Raw genomic sequence first — 23045 nt, 5'->3', positions numbered from 1 at the left:
CTAGGTTCTAAAAACACTTTATAATCAATCCCAAATACACTAAAAGTAGGACATTTTTGTGTGAAAATGGAGGAGTTTAATTGAAAAAATTACTAATTATTGGTTCGGTTATTGTTGTATTATTTGCAGCAATCATTGTGCTTACAAATGTATCGAACAAAAACAAACTTGCTAGTGCAAATAATCCGTATGGTGACAAAAAGTTAACACAAGAAACAATCGATCAATTAGATGATAAAAACTATCAAAATATAATGTTACCAGATGAGCTAGAAAAGAAAATTAAAGCAGGAGAAGATGTGAACGCATACTTCTTTAGTCCAGTTTGTGTACACTGCCAAGCATTTACACCTGTATTAATGCCGATTGCAGATGAACTTGGTGTAAACGTTGCTCAATTAAACGTATATGAATATACAGATCTATGGGATAAGTATGGTATTGAAGCAACACCAACTTTCATTCGTTTTGAAGATGGTAAGGAAGCAGCACGCTTTGTAGGTGCTATAGCAGAACAAGATTTACGCTCTTTCTTAGATAAAGAAGTGTTAAAAAAATAAAGCATGTAAGAGACTGATCCAAAGGAAATATTGGACAGTCTCTTTTTTATAGAATTGGTACATTCTAATATAAGGTGAGCTCACGAACACGCTTAGTGATGGAAGTGGGGCATTTTAAATAAAACATAGTTTGTTTACGATACGGAATATGTATAATGTATATTATAAAGACTGTAAAGTTTTAAACTGGAGGAAATTTGTATGACAATGGATGATTACTTTTATAATGGAGAGCTGATGAAATGTTATGAAGCTGCTTTGCAAGTAACAGAAGGACCAGAAAAGGCCTTAGCTATTAAATATATAACTTTACTAGAGGAATACGACTTTGCCACATTCCCCAAGCCAACACTTTTAGAAGAATTACAGCATAAGGAACGTGCGAATGAAAGTTACCCTGAATCCGATGCCGTTGTAGAAATACGTGCTCTAAAAGATGAAGCTGCCTTTTCGAAGCGTGTTAAAGAGCTTGAGGAAATAGCTAAAACAGGGACAGCAATTGAAAAAGCACAATCATTTTTTACACAGGGTGAGTTATTTTTATTTGCACATCATTATAATGAAAGTGTCCATTGCTTCAAACAAGCAGTTAAAGAAAATCCGAACAAAGCTTTATACTGGGGAATAACAGGTCAAACAATGCATCGTTTTGGCTGGATGCCTTTTGATGCGCTTGGTTATTTGGAACAAGCCATTAATTTAGATCCAATGAATGCACGCTGGAAGTGGAATAAAGCACTTGTACTGATTCAACTTGCAAAAGATTTACAGATGGCTCCCTTTATGGCCAATGCAGCGATTGCATTAGAAGAAGGGATTGCTACTTGCGACGAGCAACAGCGTTCTTTAAAAGAGGCTATTCAAAATACAATTGATAATATGGATAGTTATGTATTTTCATAAACTAATGCATAATCACATTCTTTTTTTAAGACTGAAGACAAACTCGGAAAATTCGAGTTGCCTTCGGTCTTTCTATTTTTAATGGAAAAATACTAATATTAAAGCGGGTTATAATAGGAATTTAGTAATCCTATTAAATTTTCATCGTTACTCAATAAAGACTATAAACAAAATTTTCTTTTGATTGAAATTTAGGTATATCATGGTAATCTATTAGTAGAATATTAGCTTTAAATTATATATAAATAATGAATTACTTATGGGCAAAGAGAAGGTAGGGGTCATCTTGTGGGAATTAAATAAACAATATTCTTTTTTGAGGCAAGGGATTCAATTCATTATATACTCCATTGTTATTTTGCTAATTATCGGTTACTGGAGTGAAGAATTTTACGCGATTTTCGGAAAGCATAATTATGTTTCAATTCATTTGCTAATGGAAATTCTTATTATTGTTGTAACAATGACAATTGCAATACAGTCGTGGTTAACGACACCTTATATATTATCTAATAAAACTTTATACATAGGTGCTTTATTTTTAACATGTAGTTTTATTGAGGTGGCACACGCACTTGCTTATAAAGGAATGCCATTTTTTATTACGGAGAGTTCTAGTTATGCCGCCACATGGTTTTATATAATTGGTAGATTGGTATTGTCCTGTGGAATACTAGGCATTTTTTGTCTAAAGGAAAGAACTATTCGAAAAAATACATATCGATGGTTTATTTACAGTACGCCATTATTTGTGATTGTTGCTTTAGTTATGCTGATATATGCGCCGAATCCTATACTTCCACCACTTGTTATTGATGGTGTTGGTCCAACAGCTTTGAAAAATTCATTGCAGTATGTCGCAATTGTATGTCATATCGCTATCATGATCATATTATTAAAAAAATTCAACAATGCGCCTAAAATCATTTTTCTATTACTAGGGAGTGCTATTTATTTAATAATTAGTGATATTCTTTTTACAATATATAAGGACGTCTACGATATTAAAAACTTTATAGGACATATTTTTCAATTGAGCTCATTTTATCTTCTTTTTAAAGCAGTTTATTTTTCCTCTATAGAAAAGCCATTTCGAGAATTATTAGAAATGCAAAAAAATCTAGAGAAATCTAGAGAAAAGATGCATTACATGGCTTATCATAATGAGGTTACAAATTTACCAAATGAACGATTTTTAATGGAATCACTACAAAAAAATTTATACAAAACCAAAGGCAATAAGGCTATTTTGGCTGTAGAAATCGAACGGTTTTCAGCGATTAAAGCTTCACTGGGCAGTTCATATGCAGATAAATTGCTCAGTATGGTGGCACAAAGGCTGAAGGATACCTTACCTGAAAAGTATTTACTAAGTATGTTACGAGAAGATTGTTTTATCGTTTTTATTGATGATGCGAAAAATACACAACGTATTATGCAGCTTTGTAAACAGCTACAGGTGGCCATGTTGGAGTCTTTCCAAATCCAACATTTTTCATTGAATGGGAATTTAAATATCGGGATATCTTTATTCCCATCAGATGCCTATAAGGAAGAGGAGCTCGTAAGGTTTGCTGTTTATGCGATGCATGAAGCTAGCAAAGTGCCTTCACGCATATTATTTTATGAAACTTCAATGTCGAGCGATATTACCGAGAAACTTATTTTAGAAAATGATTTACATCATGCAATAGAAAATAATGAGTTATTACTGGAGTATCAGCCACAGGTTGATTTGCAAACTGGGCAAATTCTATCTGTTGAGGCATTAGTCCGTTGGCAACATCCTCGCAAAGGGAGGATTTCACCAGGCGTCTTTATTCCGATTGCGGAGGAGTCAGGTATCATTATTCCGATTGGACAATGGGTGTTAGAAACAGCATGTAAGCAAGTGAAGGAGTGGGAGCGAGCAGGGTTACCACCCATCAAAGTAGCAGTCAATCTTTCATTAGGACAATTGTTTCAACAAAATATAGTGGAGATGATTGAGCAAGTCCTTGAACAAACAGAATTAGATCCAAAATATTTACAATTAGAAATTACCGAAAGTATGACGATCAATATAGATCATATGACAATGATTTTACATCAATTAAAGGCGCTTGGTGTAACGATTGCTGTAGATGATTTTGGTACTGGTTACTCATCATTATCCTATTTAAAGGATTTTCCAATTGATTGCTTAAAAATTGATCGTTCCTTCGTCCAAAAAATTCAAAGCGATGATACAGATAAGGCTTTAGTCGATATGATATTATCAATGGCTAAGCATCTCCGTTTAAAGGTAGTTGCCGAAGGTATTGAGGAAGTAGAGCAGCTTAATTATTTATTAGCTGGTCATTGTGAAACAGTACAAGGCTTTTTATTTAGCAAGCCATTACACCCAGCCTTTTTGCAAGAAAACTATCAAATGCTTCAACATAATGCACAAAATATTTTAGAGAAATTACATGTGTAGTTTCGCGTAAAATAAAAACATATTAATAGATTATGCATGTTGGTTGAAGAGGGCGACACTTCAAACAACATGCCGCTAGAACAATAGAAAAAAGTGGTAGATTGACTGCAATCAATCTAGCACTTTTTTTGCTGTTGATACCCGCTACGGCGCATGCTTTCTGCCGGAACACCAGTAAGAGGTACCTGAATTTTTTCTAAGCAGGAGACACAACCTTTTTGCTTCAATCGATTCAATAAAAGGCATAAAGAGCAAACGAATGCATTTTGTATTAAAAATATAATTTTGGTTAGTACTATAACGAATGCTATTTGTAAAATTATAGCGGAGTTTACGAGATAAATGTATTGCAGGATAAGGAATGAAAGATTGGAGATTTGACGATGGATATTATGAAAAAAGCAATAGAGTTGCACAAGGAAGCACGAGGGAAAATGGAGATTGTTGCTAAGGTGCCAGTACAGGATACATATGATTTAAGTCTAGCTTATTCACCTGGCGTTGCACAACCATGTATTGAAATCCAAAAAAATCCCCAAGCAGTATACGATTACACCATTAAAGGAAATCTAGTTGGCGTTGTTACGGACGGGACTGCAGTTCTAGGTTTAGGTGATATCGGCCCAGAAGCGGCATTACCTGTAATGGAAGGGAAAGCAATTTTGCTAAAGCGTTTTGCAAATATTGATGCATTCCCTATTTGTCTCGCAACTAAGGATGTTGATGAAATTGTAAGGACTGTTAAGGCAATCGCTCCAACTTTTGGTGGCATTAATCTTGAAGATATTTCAGCACCAAGATGTTTTGAAATTGAAAATCGTCTTCGTCAAGAATGTAATATTCCAGTATTCCATGACGATCAGCATGGAACTGCGATTGTAGTAGGAGCGGGCTTAGTTAATGCAATGAAAATTGTTAACAAAAAACTAGAGGACATGAAGGTAGTCATTAATGGGGCTGGTGCTGCGGGAATTGCGATTTTGCGCATGTTAATACAATTGGGATATAAAAATGTAGTAATGTGTGATACAAAGGGGATTATTTATAATGGTCGTAAGGAAGGGATGAATGTCATCAAAGACCAAATTGCAAAAATCTCAAACCCGCTAAATTTAAAAGGGACATTAGAGAATGCCATTGCAGAAAGTGATGTTTTTATTGGTGTATCTGTAGCCAATTTATTAACAAAAGGTCATATCGAGTCAATGAACAAAAATCCGATTGTTTTTGCCCTAGCAAACCCTAATCCAGAAATCACCTATGAAAATGCGAGAGCATGGGGCGTTCGTGTCATGGCGACTGGTCGCTCGGATTACCCTAATCAAGTGAATAATCTGTTAGCATTTCCTGGGATTTTCAGAGGTGCATTGGATGTTCGCGCCACAGATATAAACGAGGCAATGAAGATAGCTGCAATAGATGCTATTGCATCATTAGTATCTGAAAAAGAATTAAAAGAAGAATTTATAATCCCAAAATCAATGGATGAGCGCGTAGCAAGCGTTGTTGCAAAAGCTGTTAGTGATGCAGCAATTGAATCAGGCGTATCAGTATTATTCCAATAACACCATAGCCAAACCTAAACGTTGTCCATTTCTTTCTATTCAACAATCATGGTATGATAGGGAAGAAATGATTTGTTGAGATAAGGACGGGTTTTTATCATGGCACAAGAAGTAGCGAATAAATTTATTGAAAATGTATGTCATCATTTAGTACGAAATATGAACATTGAAAAGGTCGAGCAGCACTTTAATCAGACGATTGAGATGCAACGTCAATCAGCATTATCTAAAACGGATTTTTGGGATATGCTAATGGTGAATATGCTGTATTTCACTGATAATGAACAAGTTTGGGAAAATGAGCTTATCAATATGCTAGAGAAAAAACAATGGTTAAAACCTGCAGTACTGGAAGAGGAATTGCTCATGCATCAAATGCGGATTCGTCAGCAAGTAGCTGAACGGATGGAGATGGCAAAAGAGTTGTTTCATCAACAATATGAAACAGATGGCTTATCAGAAGAAGATATTATCTATGATTACGCATATAGCTCTGCAGGACATTCGATGCGCATGGATTTACTAACAGTACTTGTATCCACGCCTGCGCAATCAAAAGTATTATTTGACGCTAATCCACAGGAAACACTGCGCATCATTAACGGTTATATAGCCTATCATACGGACGGGCTTATTTCAAAAACAAACTTAAAATAAAGTGCCAGGCACTCAAACAATTCTAGTAACCAAGTGAAAATCCACGGAGACTCCTGCGGCTTATGTGTGTGCCTGCGGAAAGCGAAGTGGATTTTTACGTTTTAGAAAGCCAGAAATAATCGTTTATAAAAACAACATCTGTGCAGGATAATCGCGCAATATGATAAAATAGGACTGAGTTTACTTGAAAGGAATTATGTCCATGAATACACCATTCACATATAAACATACACAACCAACAAATATGGACCCGACTAAAAAATATCCAGCTATTTTTCTTTTGCATGGCATGGGTAGTAATGAAGAGGATCTACCGCAATTAGTACAAGAATTTCAAGATCAATGTCATATAATTAGCGTAAGAGGTCCTATCACACAAAAGCCTGGTTATGCCTTTTTCACAATTCAGGAAGTTGGAAAACCAGATCGAGCTATTTTTGACAAAGTGTTAATTGCTCTTCAACGCTTTATGTTAGAAGCTATTGAAGAGTTTCAAATTGACCCTCACAAAGTATATGTACTTGGATTTAGTCAAGGTGCGGTATTGGCACAGTCATTAGCTTTTGTTATGGGCAATTTAATTACAGGTATTGTAGCATTGAGCGGATACACGCCTAAATTTGTCACTGAGGAGTATGCAATTCGTACAGTTAATCATCTACATGCCTTTATTTCTCATGGCGATTATGATTATGTGATTCCATCTCAATGGGGTGTTGAAAGCAAGGAACTATTTGAGCAATTCGGTGCATCTGTTTCATTCAAGCAATATCCAGATGGACATGGTGTTACGCCGGAAAACAGACAAGATATAGTGATGTTTTTAACACAACAATTACAAGAGAATATGCAGTAACGATAGAAAATAAAAGGCATCGGGAATAAATTTCTCGATGCCTTTTAAAATTTATGCTTTATTTAGAAAGACTGCGGTCCTTATCCGTTACAGCCGCAACTGCATCGTGGATTGTCGTTTCGAAATGATTGCTTTGCAGTGAAGATACGCCTTGAATTGTCGTTCCACCTGGAGAGCATACTTGATCGACAAGTGCCCATGGGTGTTCTTTTGATTGTAAGATCATTTTCGCACTGCCTAATACAGCGTTCGCTGCTATATCAAGTGCCATATTTTTAGGCATACCTTCGCGCACAGCTGCTCGAGCTAATGCATCAATATACATATAGGTGAAAGCGGGTGAAGCCCCACCTATTGTCGTAAAGATGGAGAATAAGTGTTCAGGTACTTCAATAATCGTGCCAATTGTTTCAAATAATGTTGTGATGAGTCGAAGTTGTGAATCTGTCACCTGCTCATTTGTAGTGTAGCAACTTGTTGATGCGCCAATTAGGGCATTGATATTTGGCATAACGCGAATAATTGGAGTGGACTCTGAAAGGTAGCCTTGGAAGTAGTTGAGATTTTTACCAGCAGCAATGGATACAATCATGTGCTTTTCTTGTAAATGGTTTTTAACTTCTGGCAAAACATCAGGTAGCATTTGTGGTTTTACACCTAAAATAATGACATCACAATTTACCATCAGTTCCTCGATAGAAGTTGTCGCTTGTATGCCATAAGAGGTAGCAAGTTTAGTTGTTTTAGATTTTGTGCGATTATAGCCATATATATAAGAGGAATCAAAATCTCCGCTATTGCACATTCCTTTTATAATGGCTGTGGTCATATTACCTAGACCAATAAATCCGTATTTCACGTGTTAGACACTCCTTCAATTAAATAGAACATACCTATTAGTATAGAGCAGATTGTTTTTCTTGAATAGCATTATGCAGGAAAGAAGGCAATTAGGTTCAAATTCATGCTAGTCGGTGGTATCATAGAAGAAGTTGTGATTTGGCTTAAACCTATTTCATTCATGAAATCATGTACTTTATGTGAACTTTGAGACATAGCTGCCCTAAAAGGGGTAAAATAATAATTTGATATGTTGAATGCAAAAAATGTCTCTTTCTATCGAAGGACGCATATAGAAATTATAATAGAAAAGGAATTAAGAGGAATGGAACAAAATCTAAAAACGGATCAAAATCCACAGACTGTAGAAAAGACAATAGAGAAACACTCGCTCTCTAATGTTTTAGCACAAACAGTTAAAACAGGTATTATAAAATCCAATTTAATTCCTATGTGGGCTGGCTTAACGCTAGGGATGTATAAAAATAAAATGACGCTTTTGGACAATATACCAGAAATCATTTTTGCAACAGTTGGTTCAGCACTTGTTATCGGTGCTGCCGGTGCGTTTAATAACGTGTATGACCGTGATATAGATGCCATTATGCCACGTACAAAAAATCGTCCTACAGTAACAGGCGAAATGTCAGCAAAAACAACGATGATTTTAGCAATTGTTATGCTAATTGTTGGAGTAGGTGTATTAGCATTAGCTTCACCACTAGCTGCATTATTTGGTTTTATTGGTGTCTTTTTATATGTTGTACCGTATACTATGTGGACAAAACGTCGCACAATTTATAATACCGAAGTAGGGAGTATATCAGGCGCTGTACCACCTTTAATTGGTTGGGCGGCTGTATCTTCAGATATTACACACCCAGCTTTAATGGGTCTCTTTTTTGTCATGGTCATATGGCAAATGCCACACTTTTATGCGATTGCTATTCGAAAGCATGCAGATTATGAAGCGGCCAGTGTTCCAATGTTACCTGTAATAAAAGGGATGCGTCGTACTTATTACCAAACGAACTTTTATTTAATATTGCTAATATTATCTAGCTTTTTATTTGGTTCTTTAAGTAAGGGTATTATGCTTGTCGCACTAATATTAAGTGTCGCATGGCTTGCAATGAGTATATACGGTTATCATAGCAATAAAAATCAAGAGAAGTGGGCGACAAAAATGTTTGTATTCTCACTTTTGCATATGACAATCCTCTTCTCAACAGTTATTATTTATTCGCTAGCTGGGGTTATATTTAAACTATATTAACTGTTGTTATAGGTAAAACTAAATAGAAAAGCCAACAAGTTATTCTAAGCTTGTTGGCTTTTCACTTTCAACAGATGTAAATTGACGGTGCGGCCATTCGAAAGCGTGAAGCTTCCCTCCAAATACAGCACCACCATCTATGCCGATAATATTATTGTCACCAAAATAAACATCGTAATTTGTTGGGTCCTGATGCAACTTATAAGTAGGGGTATGGCCAAAAATCACCGTTTTCTCTCCATCATAGCCTGTATGAAATTCTTCTCGAATCCATATAAGTTGTAAAGGATCTGTGTCAGCCAATGCTACGCCCGGCACAACACCACCATGGACAAAAATTGCATCTTCTAACTCTATATACGTTTCAAAAGTTTCTATAAGTTGTAAATGTTCTTCAAGCTTCGGTAATGTTTGAATGTAACTAGGTAATGTATTGCTGACAATAGCATCTTCAAAATCTTCCACATGATAGCCATAGCTGGCAAGTGTTGCATCTCCACCACAGAGTGAAGTCCAATGATTCCAAGCTTTTGGAGTCCCTGTACGACAGGCTTTTAGCATAATAGTTTCATGATTTCCTAGTAGTACGCGTACCCCAGTTGCTTGTAATTCCGCAACTATATTTAAAACACCACAAGAAGCAGGACCTCGATCAATATAATCTCCAAGTAAAAATAGTTCATCTTGTGTGGCATCGAACTTTACCTTTAGCAATAATTCTTCCAAAAGTTCTAGTTCCCCATGTATATCACTAATTGCTAGTATACGTGTCATAAAAAGCATCCTTTCCAGTAAAACAGGCGTTACATTTCATTATAGAGATTAATCTTACAAAATTCGACTTTTCTCATTTAGTAATGACGGCAAAAATACCTGAAACATTTTTAGATAAGTAACCATTTTAGAGAATTATGTTCATACGATAAAGCATCTTCTGCAAATTATCGCCTTCTTTTATCTTATGTCAGAGAGAGTTTGAGCATTTAATCGTTTGTCTATAGATTTGCAATAAATGAGGGGAGGAATTGTGGTAGTGCAAGCGTTGATGGCAAATAAAAAGTATTCTAGATGTTCCTTAGATTTTTGTTGTGAAATATAATTTGAATATAAACCTCCTCGGGAATAGGGATTTATATTCAAATTAGAATTTAACTATTTTTAATTTTGTTCCATTCTTGCTCCGCGATACTTTCGTCAAAGGTTGAAAGTAAGCGGTAGTTGTCGGTATCTAAAATTCGATAATGTTGACTAATCACATTTTGTTGTAAACGATAGCCTTTCCACTCGTTTACATTTTTCCACCATATGTATCCGCCCATCGTTTTTTCCTTTGGTTGTAAAGTGCCATTATTGGCGATTAAGTCAACAACCTCAAGGGGATCCCCGCCTAGCTCATGCTGTAAAATTGAACTTTCACGACATAGTGCACATACAGCAACTGCAGTGGTCCAGCCTGTTGTAATGCGACCTTTTTCAATTTGCACGAGTGTTTTTTTTGAAAGCCCTAATAGGTTGCTCATTTGGTCTTGCGTTAATGTTTTTTCTGTTCGAATTAATTTTAGTTTCTCTGAAATGAGGGAAATTAGTTGTTCACGATTCATGCAAACATCCTTTCATCAGGTTGTTACGCTCCATTATACATGAAAGTCAAAATAGTAGTGCGAAGATTTGGGGAGCTAGCATTTAAAAAGGTAATAGAATACGGAGCGAAAGAAAAAGACTGCTCAAAGGAGAATTTTTCTCATTGAGCAGTCTGTTGATTGTGATAACAGGCAATTAATATTCATATTTTTTTGTGTCAGAAATAACACGGAAATGGATTCCTTTAATTTGCGCACTTACTTTATGGCGTAATGTATCAAGATCAACTAGCTCGTCTCCATCATTTACACACTCAGCGATTTCTTGTAATAGTTTCGTAAATGCTTCTTTGAATAATGAGCGCATATTATCAAAGTCAAGGCTTCTGAAGCTTCCATCAATATCAAATGCCTCAACAGAATTTAACTGCTTTGAAGCGCCAGCGAAGCGGTCATCGTATACTGTATAGTTTTCGTCAGTTACAACGATAATATATAAAATTTCTCCTGTAATCGTTTTTAATTCGATATTTGTCTTATGTTTTTTGACATCGGTAATAATGTGGATACCGTCTGAATGATAAAGTTTAAAAAGTTTCATAACATTGCCCCCTGAAAATAAAATCATTTATATAAACATTATATATAAATATGGCTAATAATGGAATGAGTCAAAAAGTATATAGAAATACTAGTATAGCCTTATTTATCTTAAGTTTTGATTGCCATTTGATGCTTCTAACGAAGGGAAATTGTCCAGTTAACTTTCTGTTGTAACAGGGGCAGCTTTTTGGAGCGGACGTACTTCGATATAGTGAAGCTGATGACCACGTTGTTCATAAATGCTAAATACATATTGTTCCAGCTCGATGTTTTTACTAGCTCTAATGCCATTATTCACGGTTAAGAACCAACCACCGAGTGTTTCTACATCATCTGTATCTAGTGAAATTTGTAGTAAATTTTCTACATCTTCTACAAGCATTTTGGCATTCAAAATATAATGATTGTTACTTATTTTTCGAATTTCAGCAATTTCATCATCGTCAAACTCATCACGAATCTCTCCAACGATTTCTTCTAAAATATCCTCAACTGTGACAAGCCCGCAAGTACCACCATATTCGTCCATTAAAATAGCCATATGAATGCGTTCCTTTTGCATGCGGCCAAGTAATTGTTGAATAGGTGTCGTTTCTATTACACGAATAACAGGGTTAATAAAATCTTCAAGCACAAAAGAATCATCCGTTAATTGTTCAAGTAGACCATGGGTAAATAATTCTTTTGCATTGATAAACCCTAAAATATTATCTCGGTCACCATCATAAATAGGGTAGCGAGTATATTTTTCAGCGGCGATAAAATGAATAATATTGGTGAAGGTTTCGTTTTTTTCAATGCCTGCAATTTCTGTGCGGGGAACCATAATTTCACGAGCAATACGCTCGTCAAATTCAAAGACATTATTAACGAATTTTAACTCAGTTTTATTGATTTCACCGCTTTTAAAACTTTCAGATAGCAATGAGCGCAATTCTTCTTCCGTATGTGATATCTCGTGCTCATTTGCTGGCTTCATGCCGAAGAAGCCTAGAAGAATACGTGCTGATCCGTTCAAAAACCAAATGAATGGGTACATCAATTTATAGAAAGCGATAATCGGTTTAGCAAAAAGTAATGCAATCTTTTCCGTCTTTTGGATAGCTGCTGTTTTTGGCGCCAATTCACCAACGACAACATGTAAAAAAGTAGCGATAGCGAAAGCGGTACCAATTGTGAAAATCGGTATATACTTATCAGCAATTCCGATTATTTCAAATAATGGGTGCAGCATAAATTCAAAGGTTTTTTCTCCTACCATCCCGATACCAAGTGCTGTTATCGTTATGCCAAGCTGACAGGCGGATAGGTATTCATCTAAGTGATTGACAACATGCTTCGCGGGAATGGCATTTTTATTGCCCTCTGCGATTAATTGGTCAAGCCTAGAGGAACGCATTTTTACAATTGAAAATTCCGTTGCGACGAAAAACGCGGTTAACGCTAATAAAATCGTGAAAATTGATAAATTCAGTATGGTCTCCAAATAGTCGTTCTGCAAAACAGAACGTCACCTCCTAGGTATTAATAAGTAATAATAAAGATTGCATAAGTGCAATACTTTCAGGTGAAACATTTTTTTTAATTGATTGAATATTTTTATTGTCTTGATTGTTCATTTGTTCAAGTAAAGATGATACATCATGTTCTAAATCTTGCATTTTTAAACGTAGCATTTGAACATCGATTTCTTCATAACTAGTAATATTGAGTGCGTTTTGTATTTCTCCTAGTGAAAGCCCTTCTTGTTTACGCTGTTCAATAAAATAAAGTCGATCAATCATGGCAGGGTCGTAAAAGCGATAGTTTGACTCGGAACGTTCTGCCTCCAACAGGCCTAAATTTGTATAATAATCAATTGTTCTTTTTGTAATGCCTGTTTTTTGAGCAAGCTCACCAATTTTTAGTTTTTCTGTCCCAATGCAATGACCTCCCAACCATCACGTGATACTTTGATTATAACGTGATGGTTTACTAGCATTCAAATAATAAGCTTTAATATTTCTAAATTGTAAGATTAATTTGTGTCATTGGAATTTGTTGAGGTAAGGTCATGCAAATGGAGTTACTCTACATAAAAATAGCTTTTCTTAACGATAATCGTCAGAAAAGCTATAAGAATTATTTTTTTAAATATGTATCATATAGATGATGAAGGGCATCATCACCACTTAATTGTAGTATCTTTTCTTGATTGAATACAAGCGTTACTTCTGTCTGTGAGCTATCAATTTGATCGTCTTGGATTACACAAATAACGGTTACCAAACCCGTCTCAGCAAGCTGTTTTTGCATATGGTCATCCCAAGCTTGTTCAGAGAATAACGGTGCTTGCCAAGTGCCTTGGACATGAAGCTCGTTTTTTTTGCCGTCATATTCCCAGCGTATGTCACGTAAAATAGTTTTAAATAGGTCATTAATAGTAAAGGATTCGTCATTGTAATTAATTGTAAGTGCTCTTATTGCATGCACATCTTGGCTAACTGCGCTAGCTGCTGCATCAGCCGCTGAGTTAATGCCAGAAAAGGCATCTTTAATTTCAGTTAGTCTATCACCACAGCCAGCAAGTAAGACAGACAGGCATGTAACAATAGCAAGTTTTGTCATCCATTTCACAAGGAGTACCCCCCAGTTCCACTAGTTGTTACTACTATCTTAACGAAAAGAAAATTATGAAGAAAGGGTATGTAAGAGGCAGATTGTGACGTTTTTTCAACGATACGGCCTTTTCCAAAGTATGCTTGATGGTAAAGAATTAATAGACTGAATTTTTAAATAATTACCACTTGAAAGGGGAGCGTTTTGGGATGAAAATTAATGATGAAATACTCGACCGATTAGGAACTTATTTTGTGTATCACGCAGTATATGATAATTATGGGATAACTTTTGAAAATTTTGTGGAGCGTTGGTTACGGGGGATTCTTGAAGTTTAAACGTGCAATAAATTTCTTTGTCACAGCAGTTGTGTTGCCATGGGCGACTTTTAGACAAGTTTTGCATTGCAACAATCTGAAAAGAGTCGTGTTCCACAAAGGAAACACGACTCTTTTGTTTAATTTTTATAAGTTTTACTTAAAGTAATTAGTGATAAATTGATTTGCTTCTTGCCAATTATAAACGCGCACAACATTGTCAGGTACAGTAAGTCGATTGTATGGTGTGTCGAATAACACCACGGGTATTTTTAATTCTTCAGCGAGCATCACAGCATTATCATGTTTATCCTCAAAGAAAGCTGCTACACTATGCTTTTTCGCTGAAGCTAGTTTGTCATGACTCCCTATAAGTTCAATATGATCAAATGGGATAGCCTGTGACTTAAACCAGTTCATCGTAATATCTGATACATTTTGACCGCGTGCAGAAATGTAATATAACTCATAAGTATTTTGCCAAGCACTTAAAATTTCTTTGGCATCTTTTGCGGCCTCCGAAACTTCATACATATAAGGCTCGTTTTCCTTAAACCACGCGTTGAATGCTGTGCGATCTACTGGATGTGGGAAAGCTGATAAAAAATCATATTCGCATACATCATCAAGCGTAATATTTACATTATACTGCTTATTGATGTGAGGAATGAGTGTACTCGGACATGTTACTGTTCCGTCAATATCGATTCCAAAACGAGGCTTTGTCATGCTAGCACCTCCTTAGGCGTTCGCTTTTGCTGCTTCTTCAGCCGCACGTTTTTCTACCATTTCAGCAGCTAGCTTATCGATTTCTTTTTTCAACTCTTCTACCATTGTTTCTTCTGGCACTTTACGGACAGTTTTGCCTTTCATAAATAACAGCCCCTCACCACGCGCACCAGCAATACCGATATCTGCTTCACGTGCTTCACCTGGACCATTAACTGCACAGCCTAGAACAGCAACTTTTAAAGGAACATTCAATTTTGAAATGTATTCTTCAACTTCGTTAGCGATAGAGATAAGATCGATTTCAATACGTCCACATGTAGGGCAAGAAATCAATGTCGCCATATTAGATGCTAAACCAAATGATTTTAATAGCTCACGTGCAACTTTCACTTCCTCTACAGGATCTGCAGAAAGAGAGATACGAAGCGTATTCCCAATGCCTTTTGACAAAATGGCGCCAAGCCCAGCTGCTGATTTTACAGTACCGGCAAAAAGTGTACCTGATTCTGTAATCCCTAAATGTAGAGGATAATCAAATGCTTTTGCAGCTTTTTCATATGCTTCAATCGCTAAATTGACGTCTGATGCCTTCATCGACACGATAATATCGTGGAAATCTAAGTCTTCCAAAATTTTAATATGGTGTAATGCAGATTCTACCATGCCATCTGCAGTTGGATAGCCGTATTTTTCAAGAATATGACGTTCTAGTGAACCAGCATTTACGCCGATACGAATAGGAATGCCTTTTGCTTTCGCTGCTGTAACAACCGCTTCAACTTTTTCTTTACGCCCAATATTACCTGGGTTAATACGAACTTTATCGATACCATTTTCAATTGCTTTTAAAGCTAATTTATAGTCAAAGTGAATATCAGCTACTAATGGAATATGGATACGTTTCTTTATTTCTGCGATTGCATCAGCCGCACGTTCATCTGGGACTGCAACGCGAACGATTTGACAGCCTGCTTCTTCAAGTCGAAGAATTTCTGCTACTGTTGCTTCGACATCATGTGTTTTTGTTGTACACATACTTTGAATGAATAATTCATTACTACCACCAATTGTTAAATTACCGACACGTACTGGACGTGTTTTTGAACGGTGACATATTTCACTCATTAACTTTCTCTCCTTTTCGGGCCACTACTTTCAGCCGTCACTGACACTTATTTTATCAGTGTAAGAAAATAAGGACAAGGAAGAAACGTTAACTTTTCATTTTCCGCATTTATTTTCGAATTCAAAAGAGAGAGGAAGCTTAATATTTTCGCCTGGTACAAGTGCTTGTAATTGTAAATGTGGATTTAATTGATAAAAAAGCTCTAGTCGTTCTGGAAAGGTCATCGGCACTTTTGCAGGATGTAGTGCAAATAAGCTATGTATCGTATCGCCTTGAATCGTTTGTACACTGATGTAAGTAGGTTCGTGTTGGTTTTCACAAAATGCATTTTGACTTTCTTTTGGATAGAAGGCAGCAAGAGATAATGTTCCTTCTGTTAAATCTACTTTAACGACAAAAGCGATAAGCACGATTGCAACGGTTAATAAGAATGCACGCAAAAAATCCCCTCCTTTTTCTACACTATATTGAGAAGAGAGGGGAATCATGCCTATTATTTTGAAATTGGTTGTTTTGGATATTTTGTAAAGGCTACGATTAATAGAGTTATCGTTAATAGTAAAGACAAGATCGAGATAATCGTAGCGGCATTTGGAATGTATTCTGCTAGCATACTTAAAATAGTGGCCCATGTAATAGCGAATGTTGTTGTGCGCCAAATATGGCGGTATTCTCCACGGCGTTTCATGATTTTTAAAATAAATAATCCTGCTAACGCATAGAGAGCAATTTGCCCAAAAATCAACATTGTTGTCATTACAAACAGCATAATGAATGTGACAGGGTATAAGAGCCACTTTATTTGTTCTATGTATTCGGTTATACCGCTAATGTCAATCGTATTGATAGACATATCAGCAGAAAAACGCCCAAAAGAAAATACTGTAACAATCGTAATTAATAGAAAGGTATATTGAATAACTTTCCCAATAGGTAGTAAACGATAGGCTGCTAGTTTTTTAGGATGTATTAAGCTATCGATAAATAATTGTGAGTGTTTCATTTATATCTCCTCCAAACGATATTCTAACATGTTCAGGAATGACTAGATATGGACATTAGTAACTTTATCTGTGAATACGATGCTAAAATGTTAACATTGTGTAAAGAAGTTAAAGGTATTCTTTACTTTTTGTACAATTTCATTTAATGATTAGGAATAGAGTAGTAGAGACGTAGGAATTGGAGAGAAAACCATTGACAATAGATTGGCAAAGCATATTATTTCAATTTTTAGGCGGATTAGGGGTCTTTTTATTTTCCATAAAATACATGGGCGAAGGTTTACAAAAATCGGCAGATGATAGACTTCGAGAATGGCTAAATCGATTTACGACAAATCCGCTAATGGGTGTGTTAGTTGGGATAATCGTAACGGTTTGTATCCAGTCAAGCTCAGCAACAACAGTGATTGCTGTTGGCCTAGTAAGTGCAGGCTTCTTAACACTTCGTCAAGCTATTGGCGTTATTATGGGAGCTAATATTGGTACAACAATAACCGCATTTATTATCGGTATTAATATTGGTATTTATTTTTATCCATTACTTGCGATTGGTGCAGCATGTTTGTTTTTCTTTAAAAAAGCAATCTATCATCATATTGGGCAAATTTTATTTGGCTTTGGTGGTTTGTTTTTAGGGCTAGAGTTAATGAGTGCAAGTATGCAGTCGCTGCATCAATTAGCGGATTTCGAATCATTAACTATTCATCTAAGTAACCAGCCGGTAATTGGAATATTTCTAGGTACTATTTTTACGTTACTCGTACAAAGCTCGACAGCGACAGTCGGGGTACTTCAAGGCTTATATGCCGAGAATTTAATTGGCTTAGATAGTGCGCTACCGATTTTATTTGGCGAAAATATAGGGACGACGATTACAGCTGTTTTAGCTTCGTTGGGTGCTTCAATCTATGCAAAGCGTGCTGCGGCAGCACATGTGTTGTTTAATGTTATTGGGACAGTTATTTTTATGTTGCTTTTTACCCCGTTTATAAACTATGTACATTGGATTAGTGGTCTATTTCACTTGGAGCCGCGTATGCAAATTGCTGTAGCACATGGCTCATTTAATGTTTTTAATATGATGATTCAGCTACCATTTATTGCAGGGTTAACGTTGCTAGTAACAAAACTATTACCTGGCAATGATGGCAATATTGATGTTACGACGAAGCATTTAGATCCAGCATTTATCGATTCTTCTCCTGCCATTGCGCTAGGGCAGGCAAAAGAGGAAGTTTTACGGATGGGCGAGCATGCTCTTAGGGGATTAGAAGAAACGTTTTTATATATGAAAACTGGGGAATCCGCACATATTCCGACAGTATTACAATTGGAAGTTGGACTCAATCACTTAGATAAAGAAATAACAAATTATTTAGTTATGGTCTCAAAGCAGCCACTTTCTCATGCTGATTCGGTTCGTCACCATACTCTTTTAACAAATGTACGCGATATTGAGCGTATCGGCGACCATTTTGAAAATATATTAGAGCTTTTACAATATAAAGATCACCATGAAGTTAGTTTAAGTAAATCAGCGCGACAAGATTTAATTGGTATGTTTAGTCTCGCGATTGAGGCAGTACGTAAAAGCATAGAAGCGCTTGATACAGCGAGTCTTAGTTTGGCACAAGAAGTAACAGAGCTCGAGAGTTTAATTGATGATATGGAGGATAAACTAAGACAAAAGCATATCGCACGCTTAAATACTAATGAATGTAGTGGCGCTGCGGGTATCGTTTATACCGATATTGTGAGCAACTTGGAGAGAATAGGGGATCATGCTGTTAATATTGCAGATTCTATATTAGGCATTCGTCATTAGGTATGAAACTTTTGGCAATATGTTTCGTATAAAAGTCAATGCACGACAAAAGGAGAGATTGTTATGGAAGTCGTTGGCTGGATCGTAGTAATTGCCTGCTTTATCATTTCATTTGTAGGTTTAGTGTATCCGATAATCCCTGGCGTTTTATTTTTACTCGGTGGTTTTTTACTGTATGGATTCTTTTTCTCATTCGCCGATTTAAGCTGGTGGTTCTGGGCTATTGAAATATTATTTGTTGTCTTGCTATTTGGTGCTGACACCGTTGCAAATGCTTTTGGCATTAAAAAATTTGGCGGTTCAAATGCAGGGATGTGGGGAAGTACAATTGGCTTATTGATTGGTCCATTTGTTATTCCAGTTGCAGGAATATTAGTAGGTCCATTTTTAGGAGCGGTTATTGCGGAGCTTCTAGTGGAGCGAAGAACAGTTGTGGAAGCTGTGAAAAGTGGTGTTGGTTCCCTCATCGGCTTTTTAACATCAACTGTAGCGAAAGCGGTTATTCAAATTGTGATGATTGTTATTTTCTTCATTGCTATATAATTTGTTCGTGCACTTTTGTGGGTGTAATTATAAAGTTTAACAAAATAAAGAAGTGGGTATGATAGAGAGTGGATTGTTTTTTCGGTCAAAAGGCTGAAATCTTTGATTTGAGGTATTTTTCATTGAATGGTTTGACCAATTTTGATAATCTAAGGATGTACTAATTATTTCTTTATTTTAGGGAGGAACTTAAAAATGGCTTACGAATTACCACAATTAACTTATGCTTATGACGCATTAGAACCAAATATTGATGCAAAAACAATGGAGATTCACCATTCTAAACATCACAATACTTATGTAACAAACTTAAACGCAGCAGTAGAAGGTACTGAATTTGCTGAAAAAGACATTAATGACTTAATCGCAAACATCGACGCACTTCCAGCTGACAAACAAACTGCAGTTCGTAACAACGGTGGCGGACATGCTAACCACACACTATTCTGGGAATTAATCGCTCCAGGCGGTTCAAAAACTCCAGTTGGTGAAGTAGCAAAAGCAATCGATGCTAAATTTGGTTCTTTCGATGCTTTCAAAGAAGAGTTTGCTAAAGCTGCAACAACTCGATTCGGTTCAGGTTGGGCTTGGTTAATCGTTGATGGTGATTCAGTAGCAGTTACTTCTACACCAAACCAAGACTCTCCAATCATGGAAGGTAAAACACCAATCTTAGGATTAGATGTTTGGGAGCATGCTTACTACTTAAACTACCAAAACCGTCGTCCAGATTATATCGGTGCTTTCTGGAACGTAGTAAACTGGGATGTAGTAGAAGCTAAATTCCAAGCTGCAAAATAATCATTTGCGAGAAAACAATTATATTTCTGCGAAGCTGACGTCAGTGAAGTGGAACTATAAAAATTAATTTTCGAGTAGAGGGCTATGCAATGGGTGAAAATCACCTTGCATAGCCCTTTTTAAATGAATTTATCGCATCAAATGATAACTTTCCAATGTAGTTTACTAATTTAAAGAAATCGATATGTTTTGAAGGAAACTTTTCTTGCAAAGTACCGTCAAATAAATGAAGCTATTAGTAAGGAATTATAAAATGAGTTCATTTCATAAGTAGTTTTTCTTGGGGAAGTAACGAATTTCAATGGAGCGAAGGGCGAAGATGCCAGCGGATAAGCAAGCCTGGGCTGAACGTGGTGATGGAAAACGCTTAGTGCTTGCCAAGGAAAGCGTTTGCCTGTTGCATAATGATGCAAAAAATCCTGTTCTACATTTTTTCAATATTTTCTTTTAATGGAAAACAACATTTATGAAATTGATTCTTGTGTATGCTTTTCTGACTTAACTTCGAATGGTATACTAGGTATCGTGTATTTAAACAGTTATTAGATGAGGAGGGTAATACATATGCGCAAAGCACCGGGGAAAAATCGCGCAGCGAGTGTTAAAGCAAAGCATCATTCTAATTTAACATTTCGTATGAATGTCCTTTTCTTTGCAATATTTATCGTATTTTCGATGTTAATTTTTAGGCTTGGTTATATGCAAATTGTAAAAGGGGAAGATTATGTTCGTATTTTAGAGCGGACAGAGGAAGTACCTGTTAATACAAGTGTACCAAGGGGTAGAATGTATGATCGTTATGGGCGAATTTTAGTTGATAACCAACCGGAAAATGCCATTACATATACGAAAATGCAGACGACAAAAACTGAGGATATGCTAGCAATAGCTGAAAAGCTTGCGCAGCTGATTGAACAGCCGATAGACCGTATCACACTACGTGATAAATATGATTTTTGGATTTTAAAAAATCATGATGCGGCATACGCAAAAATTTCTGATGCAGAGCAAACTAAAATTAAAACCCAAGAAAATATTACGACAAGTCAAGCAAATGCAGAGATTGATAAGGTTGTGCGTGAGCGCATTACCGACGAAGAATTAGCACAATTAACTGATGATGATTTAGAAGTACTAGCAATTTACCGAGAAATGGTATCAGGCTATAATTTATCACCACAAATCATTAAAAGTGAAAATGTAACAGCTGATGAATTTGCACGTGTTTCTGAGCGTTTAACGGAGTTGCCAGGAGTCAATACAACGACAGACTGGAAGCGTGTCAAACTATCTTCACTTTCTGTGTTAGGCCGCACAACTGTTCCAACGAAGGGGATTCCGAAAGATAAGCTGAATTATTATTTGGCACGGGATTATTCGCGTAATGACCGCGTAGGAGAAAGTTATATTGAAGCGCAATATGAAGAGCTTTTACAAGGGCAAAAAACAGTTGTCAAAAATATTACGAATAAAAAAGGGCAAGTTGTCGATACCATTACAACATATGAAGGCGAGCCTGGAAAAGATTTAGTATTAACATTTGATAGTGAGTTACAGGCAGCTAATGAAAAAATTGTAGAGGAAGAACTGCTTAATTTAAAAGCGATGTCTGGCTCTAGTTTATTGGATCGCGCTTTCTTAATCATGATGGATCCGAACACCGGTGACATTTTATCAATGGTCGGTAAAAAAATAGAAAAAGATTCAGAAACTGGGAAAAATGTAGTTGTGGATTATGCATACGGATCGTTCACAACTGCTTATGAAGCAGGGTCTGTCGTAAAAGCAGCCACTTTGCTTACAGGTTATAAACTAGGGGCAATTTCGCCGAGCACAGTATTGGGAGATGAACCTATCCATTTACTTGGTACACCAGTAAAAAAATCGATCTTTAACCATGGTGGGTATATTTCAATGGACGGCTTAAGTGCACTTGAACAATCTTCTAACGTTTATATGTTTAAAACAGCAATGCTGATCAATGGCACACCATATAGTTACATGATGCCATTACGATTAAATGATCAAACATTCCCAAATATGCGTAATTCCTATGCACAATTTGGTTTAGGTGTTAATACAGGTATTGATTTACCAAATGAATTTAGTGGAGTGGAAGGTCCTTCAGGTCCTACAATGGGTGGTAAAACGCTCGACTTAGCTATTGGACAGTATGATACGTATACACCGCTACAACTAGCACAATACATCTCAACGATAGCGAATGGTGGCTACCGTATTCAGCCCCATGTCGTGAAAGAAGTGCGTGATCCATCAAAAGATGGTCAGCAGCTTGGACAATTAGTGACAGAAGTAGGACCGAGAATTTTAAATCATATCGATAATACTGATGATGAAATTAATTATGTTAAACAAGGATTACACCGTGTTTATACAGGCTCTCGTGGTACTGCACGATCAGCATTTGCGAATGCGCCGTATACAGCTGCCGGAAAAACGGGAACAGCCGAAGTTGTATATTATGGTCCGTTAAAAGAGCGTTATGGTACAAATACGATTAATTTGACGCATGTTGGCTATGCGCCATATGAAAATCCTGAAATTGCCTATGCTGTTGTGATTCCTTGGGCAACTACTAACCTAGATCAACATTTATCAAACAATAACGTTATTGCAAGACGTGCTTTAGATAAATACTATGAGCTAAAAGAAAAGTACGACACGACAAAAGTGACAGATAATAAAGTAGAGCAACCAATTTTACCTGCTATTACAAATGATAAAATTGGCGAGGATGAACAAGAATAAAAAAACCGCTAGCGCATTTTAAATGCCTAGCG

The 23045-nt window shown here is 36.4% G+C and carries 24 protein-coding genes; 13 read left to right on the top strand and 11 right to left on the bottom strand.

Going from position 1 to position 23045, the window contains the following annotated elements:
- The first annotated feature begins 80 nt into the window (after positions 1–80).
- The 6 genes from ACIQXW_RS10720 to ACIQXW_RS10695 all read left to right on the top strand — a co-directional run bounded on the left by ACIQXW_RS10720 (position 81) and on the right by ACIQXW_RS10695 (position 6999).
- Positions 81–560, top strand: coding sequence for a thioredoxin family protein (locus tag ACIQXW_RS10720; protein WP_402761889.1), 480 nt, complete (start codon positions 81–83; stop codon positions 558–560).
- Positions 561–761: 201 nt separating this feature from the next.
- A complete protein-coding gene (locus ACIQXW_RS10715) occupies positions 762–1463 on the top strand; it encodes a tetratricopeptide repeat protein (RefSeq protein WP_402761886.1) in 702 nt (233 codons plus the stop codon).
- A 286-nt stretch (positions 1464–1749) separates the two neighbouring features.
- Positions 1750–3921: a bifunctional diguanylate cyclase/phosphodiesterase gene (locus tag ACIQXW_RS10710; RefSeq protein ID WP_402761883.1), complete on the top strand. Its 2172-nt coding sequence runs from the start codon at positions 1750–1752 to the stop codon at positions 3919–3921.
- A 383-nt stretch (positions 3922–4304) separates the two neighbouring features.
- Positions 4305–5486: an NAD(P)-dependent malic enzyme gene (locus ACIQXW_RS10705; RefSeq protein ID WP_402761880.1), complete on the top strand. Its 1182-nt coding sequence runs from the start codon at positions 4305–4307 to the stop codon at positions 5484–5486.
- A 99-nt stretch (positions 5487–5585) separates the two neighbouring features.
- A complete protein-coding gene (locus ACIQXW_RS10700; RefSeq protein ID WP_340823714.1) occupies positions 5586–6143 on the top strand; it encodes a hypothetical protein in 558 nt (185 codons plus the stop codon).
- A 202-nt stretch (positions 6144–6345) separates the two neighbouring features.
- Entirely contained in the window at positions 6346–6999 is a 654-nt protein-coding gene (locus ACIQXW_RS10695; protein WP_401017713.1) for an alpha/beta hydrolase, read from the top strand.
- 58 nt (positions 7000–7057) lie between these two features.
- Here ACIQXW_RS10695 and proC read toward each other — a convergent pair whose 3' ends face one another.
- Entirely contained in the window at positions 7058–7858 is an 801-nt protein-coding gene (gene proC, locus ACIQXW_RS10690) for a pyrroline-5-carboxylate reductase (protein WP_340823716.1), read from the bottom strand.
- A 306-nt stretch (positions 7859–8164) separates the two neighbouring features.
- Between proC and cyoE the strand changes: the two genes are divergently transcribed.
- A complete protein-coding gene (cyoE, locus tag ACIQXW_RS10685) occupies positions 8165–9115 on the top strand; it encodes a heme o synthase (protein ID WP_340823717.1) in 951 nt (316 codons plus the stop codon).
- Positions 9116–9154: 39 nt separating this feature from the next.
- On the opposite strand, the gene ACIQXW_RS10680 is transcribed toward cyoE, so the two are convergent.
- The 6 genes from ACIQXW_RS10680 to ACIQXW_RS10655 all read right to left on the bottom strand — a co-directional run bounded on the left by ACIQXW_RS10680 (position 9155) and on the right by ACIQXW_RS10655 (position 13905).
- Positions 9155–9889, bottom strand: a complete 735-nt coding sequence (locus ACIQXW_RS10680; RefSeq protein WP_402761875.1) for a metallophosphoesterase — start codon at positions 9887–9889, stop codon at positions 9155–9157.
- 374 nt (positions 9890–10263) lie between these two features.
- Positions 10264–10716 carry a helix-turn-helix transcriptional regulator gene (locus ACIQXW_RS10675; protein WP_340823719.1) on the bottom strand — a complete coding sequence of 151 codons (453 nt, stop codon included), beginning with the start codon at positions 10714–10716 and terminating at the stop codon, positions 10264–10266.
- 175 nt (positions 10717–10891) lie between these two features.
- Complete coding sequence (locus tag ACIQXW_RS10670; RefSeq protein WP_172772022.1) at positions 10892–11296, bottom strand: hypothetical protein; 405 nt, start codon at positions 11294–11296, stop codon at positions 10892–10894.
- A gap of 159 nt (positions 11297–11455) precedes the next feature.
- Positions 11456–12784, bottom strand: a complete 1329-nt coding sequence (locus ACIQXW_RS10665; protein WP_340826456.1) for a hemolysin family protein — start codon at positions 12782–12784, stop codon at positions 11456–11458.
- Positions 12785–12815: 31 nt separating this feature from the next.
- Positions 12816–13235: a MerR family transcriptional regulator gene (locus tag ACIQXW_RS10660; protein ID WP_340823720.1), complete on the bottom strand. Its 420-nt coding sequence runs from the start codon at positions 13233–13235 to the stop codon at positions 12816–12818.
- A gap of 184 nt (positions 13236–13419) precedes the next feature.
- Complete coding sequence (locus ACIQXW_RS10655) at positions 13420–13905, bottom strand: hypothetical protein (protein ID WP_340826457.1); 486 nt, start codon at positions 13903–13905, stop codon at positions 13420–13422.
- Positions 13906–14105: 200 nt separating this feature from the next.
- Between ACIQXW_RS10655 and ACIQXW_RS10650 the strand changes: the two genes are divergently transcribed.
- A complete protein-coding gene (locus tag ACIQXW_RS10650; protein ID WP_255313805.1) occupies positions 14106–14234 on the top strand; it encodes a hypothetical protein in 129 nt (42 codons plus the stop codon).
- A gap of 135 nt (positions 14235–14369) precedes the next feature.
- On the opposite strand, the gene ACIQXW_RS10645 is transcribed toward ACIQXW_RS10650, so the two are convergent.
- The 4 genes from ACIQXW_RS10645 to ACIQXW_RS10630 form a co-directional block, all read right to left on the bottom strand.
- Positions 14370–14942, bottom strand: a complete 573-nt coding sequence (locus tag ACIQXW_RS10645; RefSeq protein ID WP_402761871.1) for a 5' nucleotidase, NT5C type — start codon at positions 14940–14942, stop codon at positions 14370–14372.
- Positions 14943–14954: 12 nt separating this feature from the next.
- Complete coding sequence (ispG, locus tag ACIQXW_RS10640) at positions 14955–16070, bottom strand: flavodoxin-dependent (E)-4-hydroxy-3-methylbut-2-enyl-diphosphate synthase (protein ID WP_340823725.1); 1116 nt, start codon at positions 16068–16070, stop codon at positions 14955–14957.
- A gap of 96 nt (positions 16071–16166) precedes the next feature.
- Positions 16167–16511 carry a hypothetical protein gene (locus ACIQXW_RS10635; protein ID WP_402761867.1) on the bottom strand — a complete coding sequence of 115 codons (345 nt, stop codon included), beginning with the start codon at positions 16509–16511 and terminating at the stop codon, positions 16167–16169.
- Between the two features lie 53 nt (positions 16512–16564).
- Positions 16565–17074 (bottom strand): DUF1189 family protein, encoded by a 510-nt coding sequence (locus ACIQXW_RS10630; RefSeq protein WP_340823728.1) that lies wholly within the window; start codon positions 17072–17074, stop codon positions 16565–16567.
- A 194-nt stretch (positions 17075–17268) separates the two neighbouring features.
- Here ACIQXW_RS10630 and ACIQXW_RS10625 point away from each other — a divergent pair, with 194 nt between their 5' ends.
- From ACIQXW_RS10625 to ACIQXW_RS10605, 5 genes are all read left to right on the top strand, one after another.
- Positions 17269–18900, top strand: a complete 1632-nt coding sequence (locus ACIQXW_RS10625) for a Na/Pi cotransporter family protein (RefSeq protein WP_401017694.1) — start codon at positions 17269–17271, stop codon at positions 18898–18900.
- Between the two features lie 63 nt (positions 18901–18963).
- Entirely contained in the window at positions 18964–19443 is a 480-nt protein-coding gene (locus ACIQXW_RS10620) for a DUF456 domain-containing protein (protein ID WP_401017691.1), read from the top strand.
- A gap of 195 nt (positions 19444–19638) precedes the next feature.
- Positions 19639–20244 carry a superoxide dismutase gene (locus ACIQXW_RS10615; RefSeq protein ID WP_401017688.1) on the top strand — a complete coding sequence of 202 codons (606 nt, stop codon included), beginning with the start codon at positions 19639–19641 and terminating at the stop codon, positions 20242–20244.
- A 319-nt stretch (positions 20245–20563) separates the two neighbouring features.
- Positions 20564–20695 (top strand): hypothetical protein, encoded by a 132-nt coding sequence (locus tag ACIQXW_RS10610; protein ID WP_401017685.1) that lies wholly within the window; start codon positions 20564–20566, stop codon positions 20693–20695.
- A 113-nt stretch (positions 20696–20808) separates the two neighbouring features.
- On the top strand, positions 20809–23013 hold the full coding sequence (locus ACIQXW_RS10605) for a peptidoglycan D,D-transpeptidase FtsI family protein (protein ID WP_340823734.1): 2205 nt from the start codon (positions 20809–20811) through the stop codon (positions 23011–23013).
- The last annotated feature ends 32 nt before the right edge of the window (positions 23014–23045 follow it).

This window comes from Lysinibacillus sp. NPDC097162 (assembly GCF_044762185.1).
GTDB lineage: Bacteria > Bacillota > Bacilli > Bacillales_A > Planococcaceae > Lysinibacillus.
The sequence above is the reverse complement of the archived record's forward strand: the minus strand, read 5'-3'. Positions and strand labels throughout refer to the sequence as shown.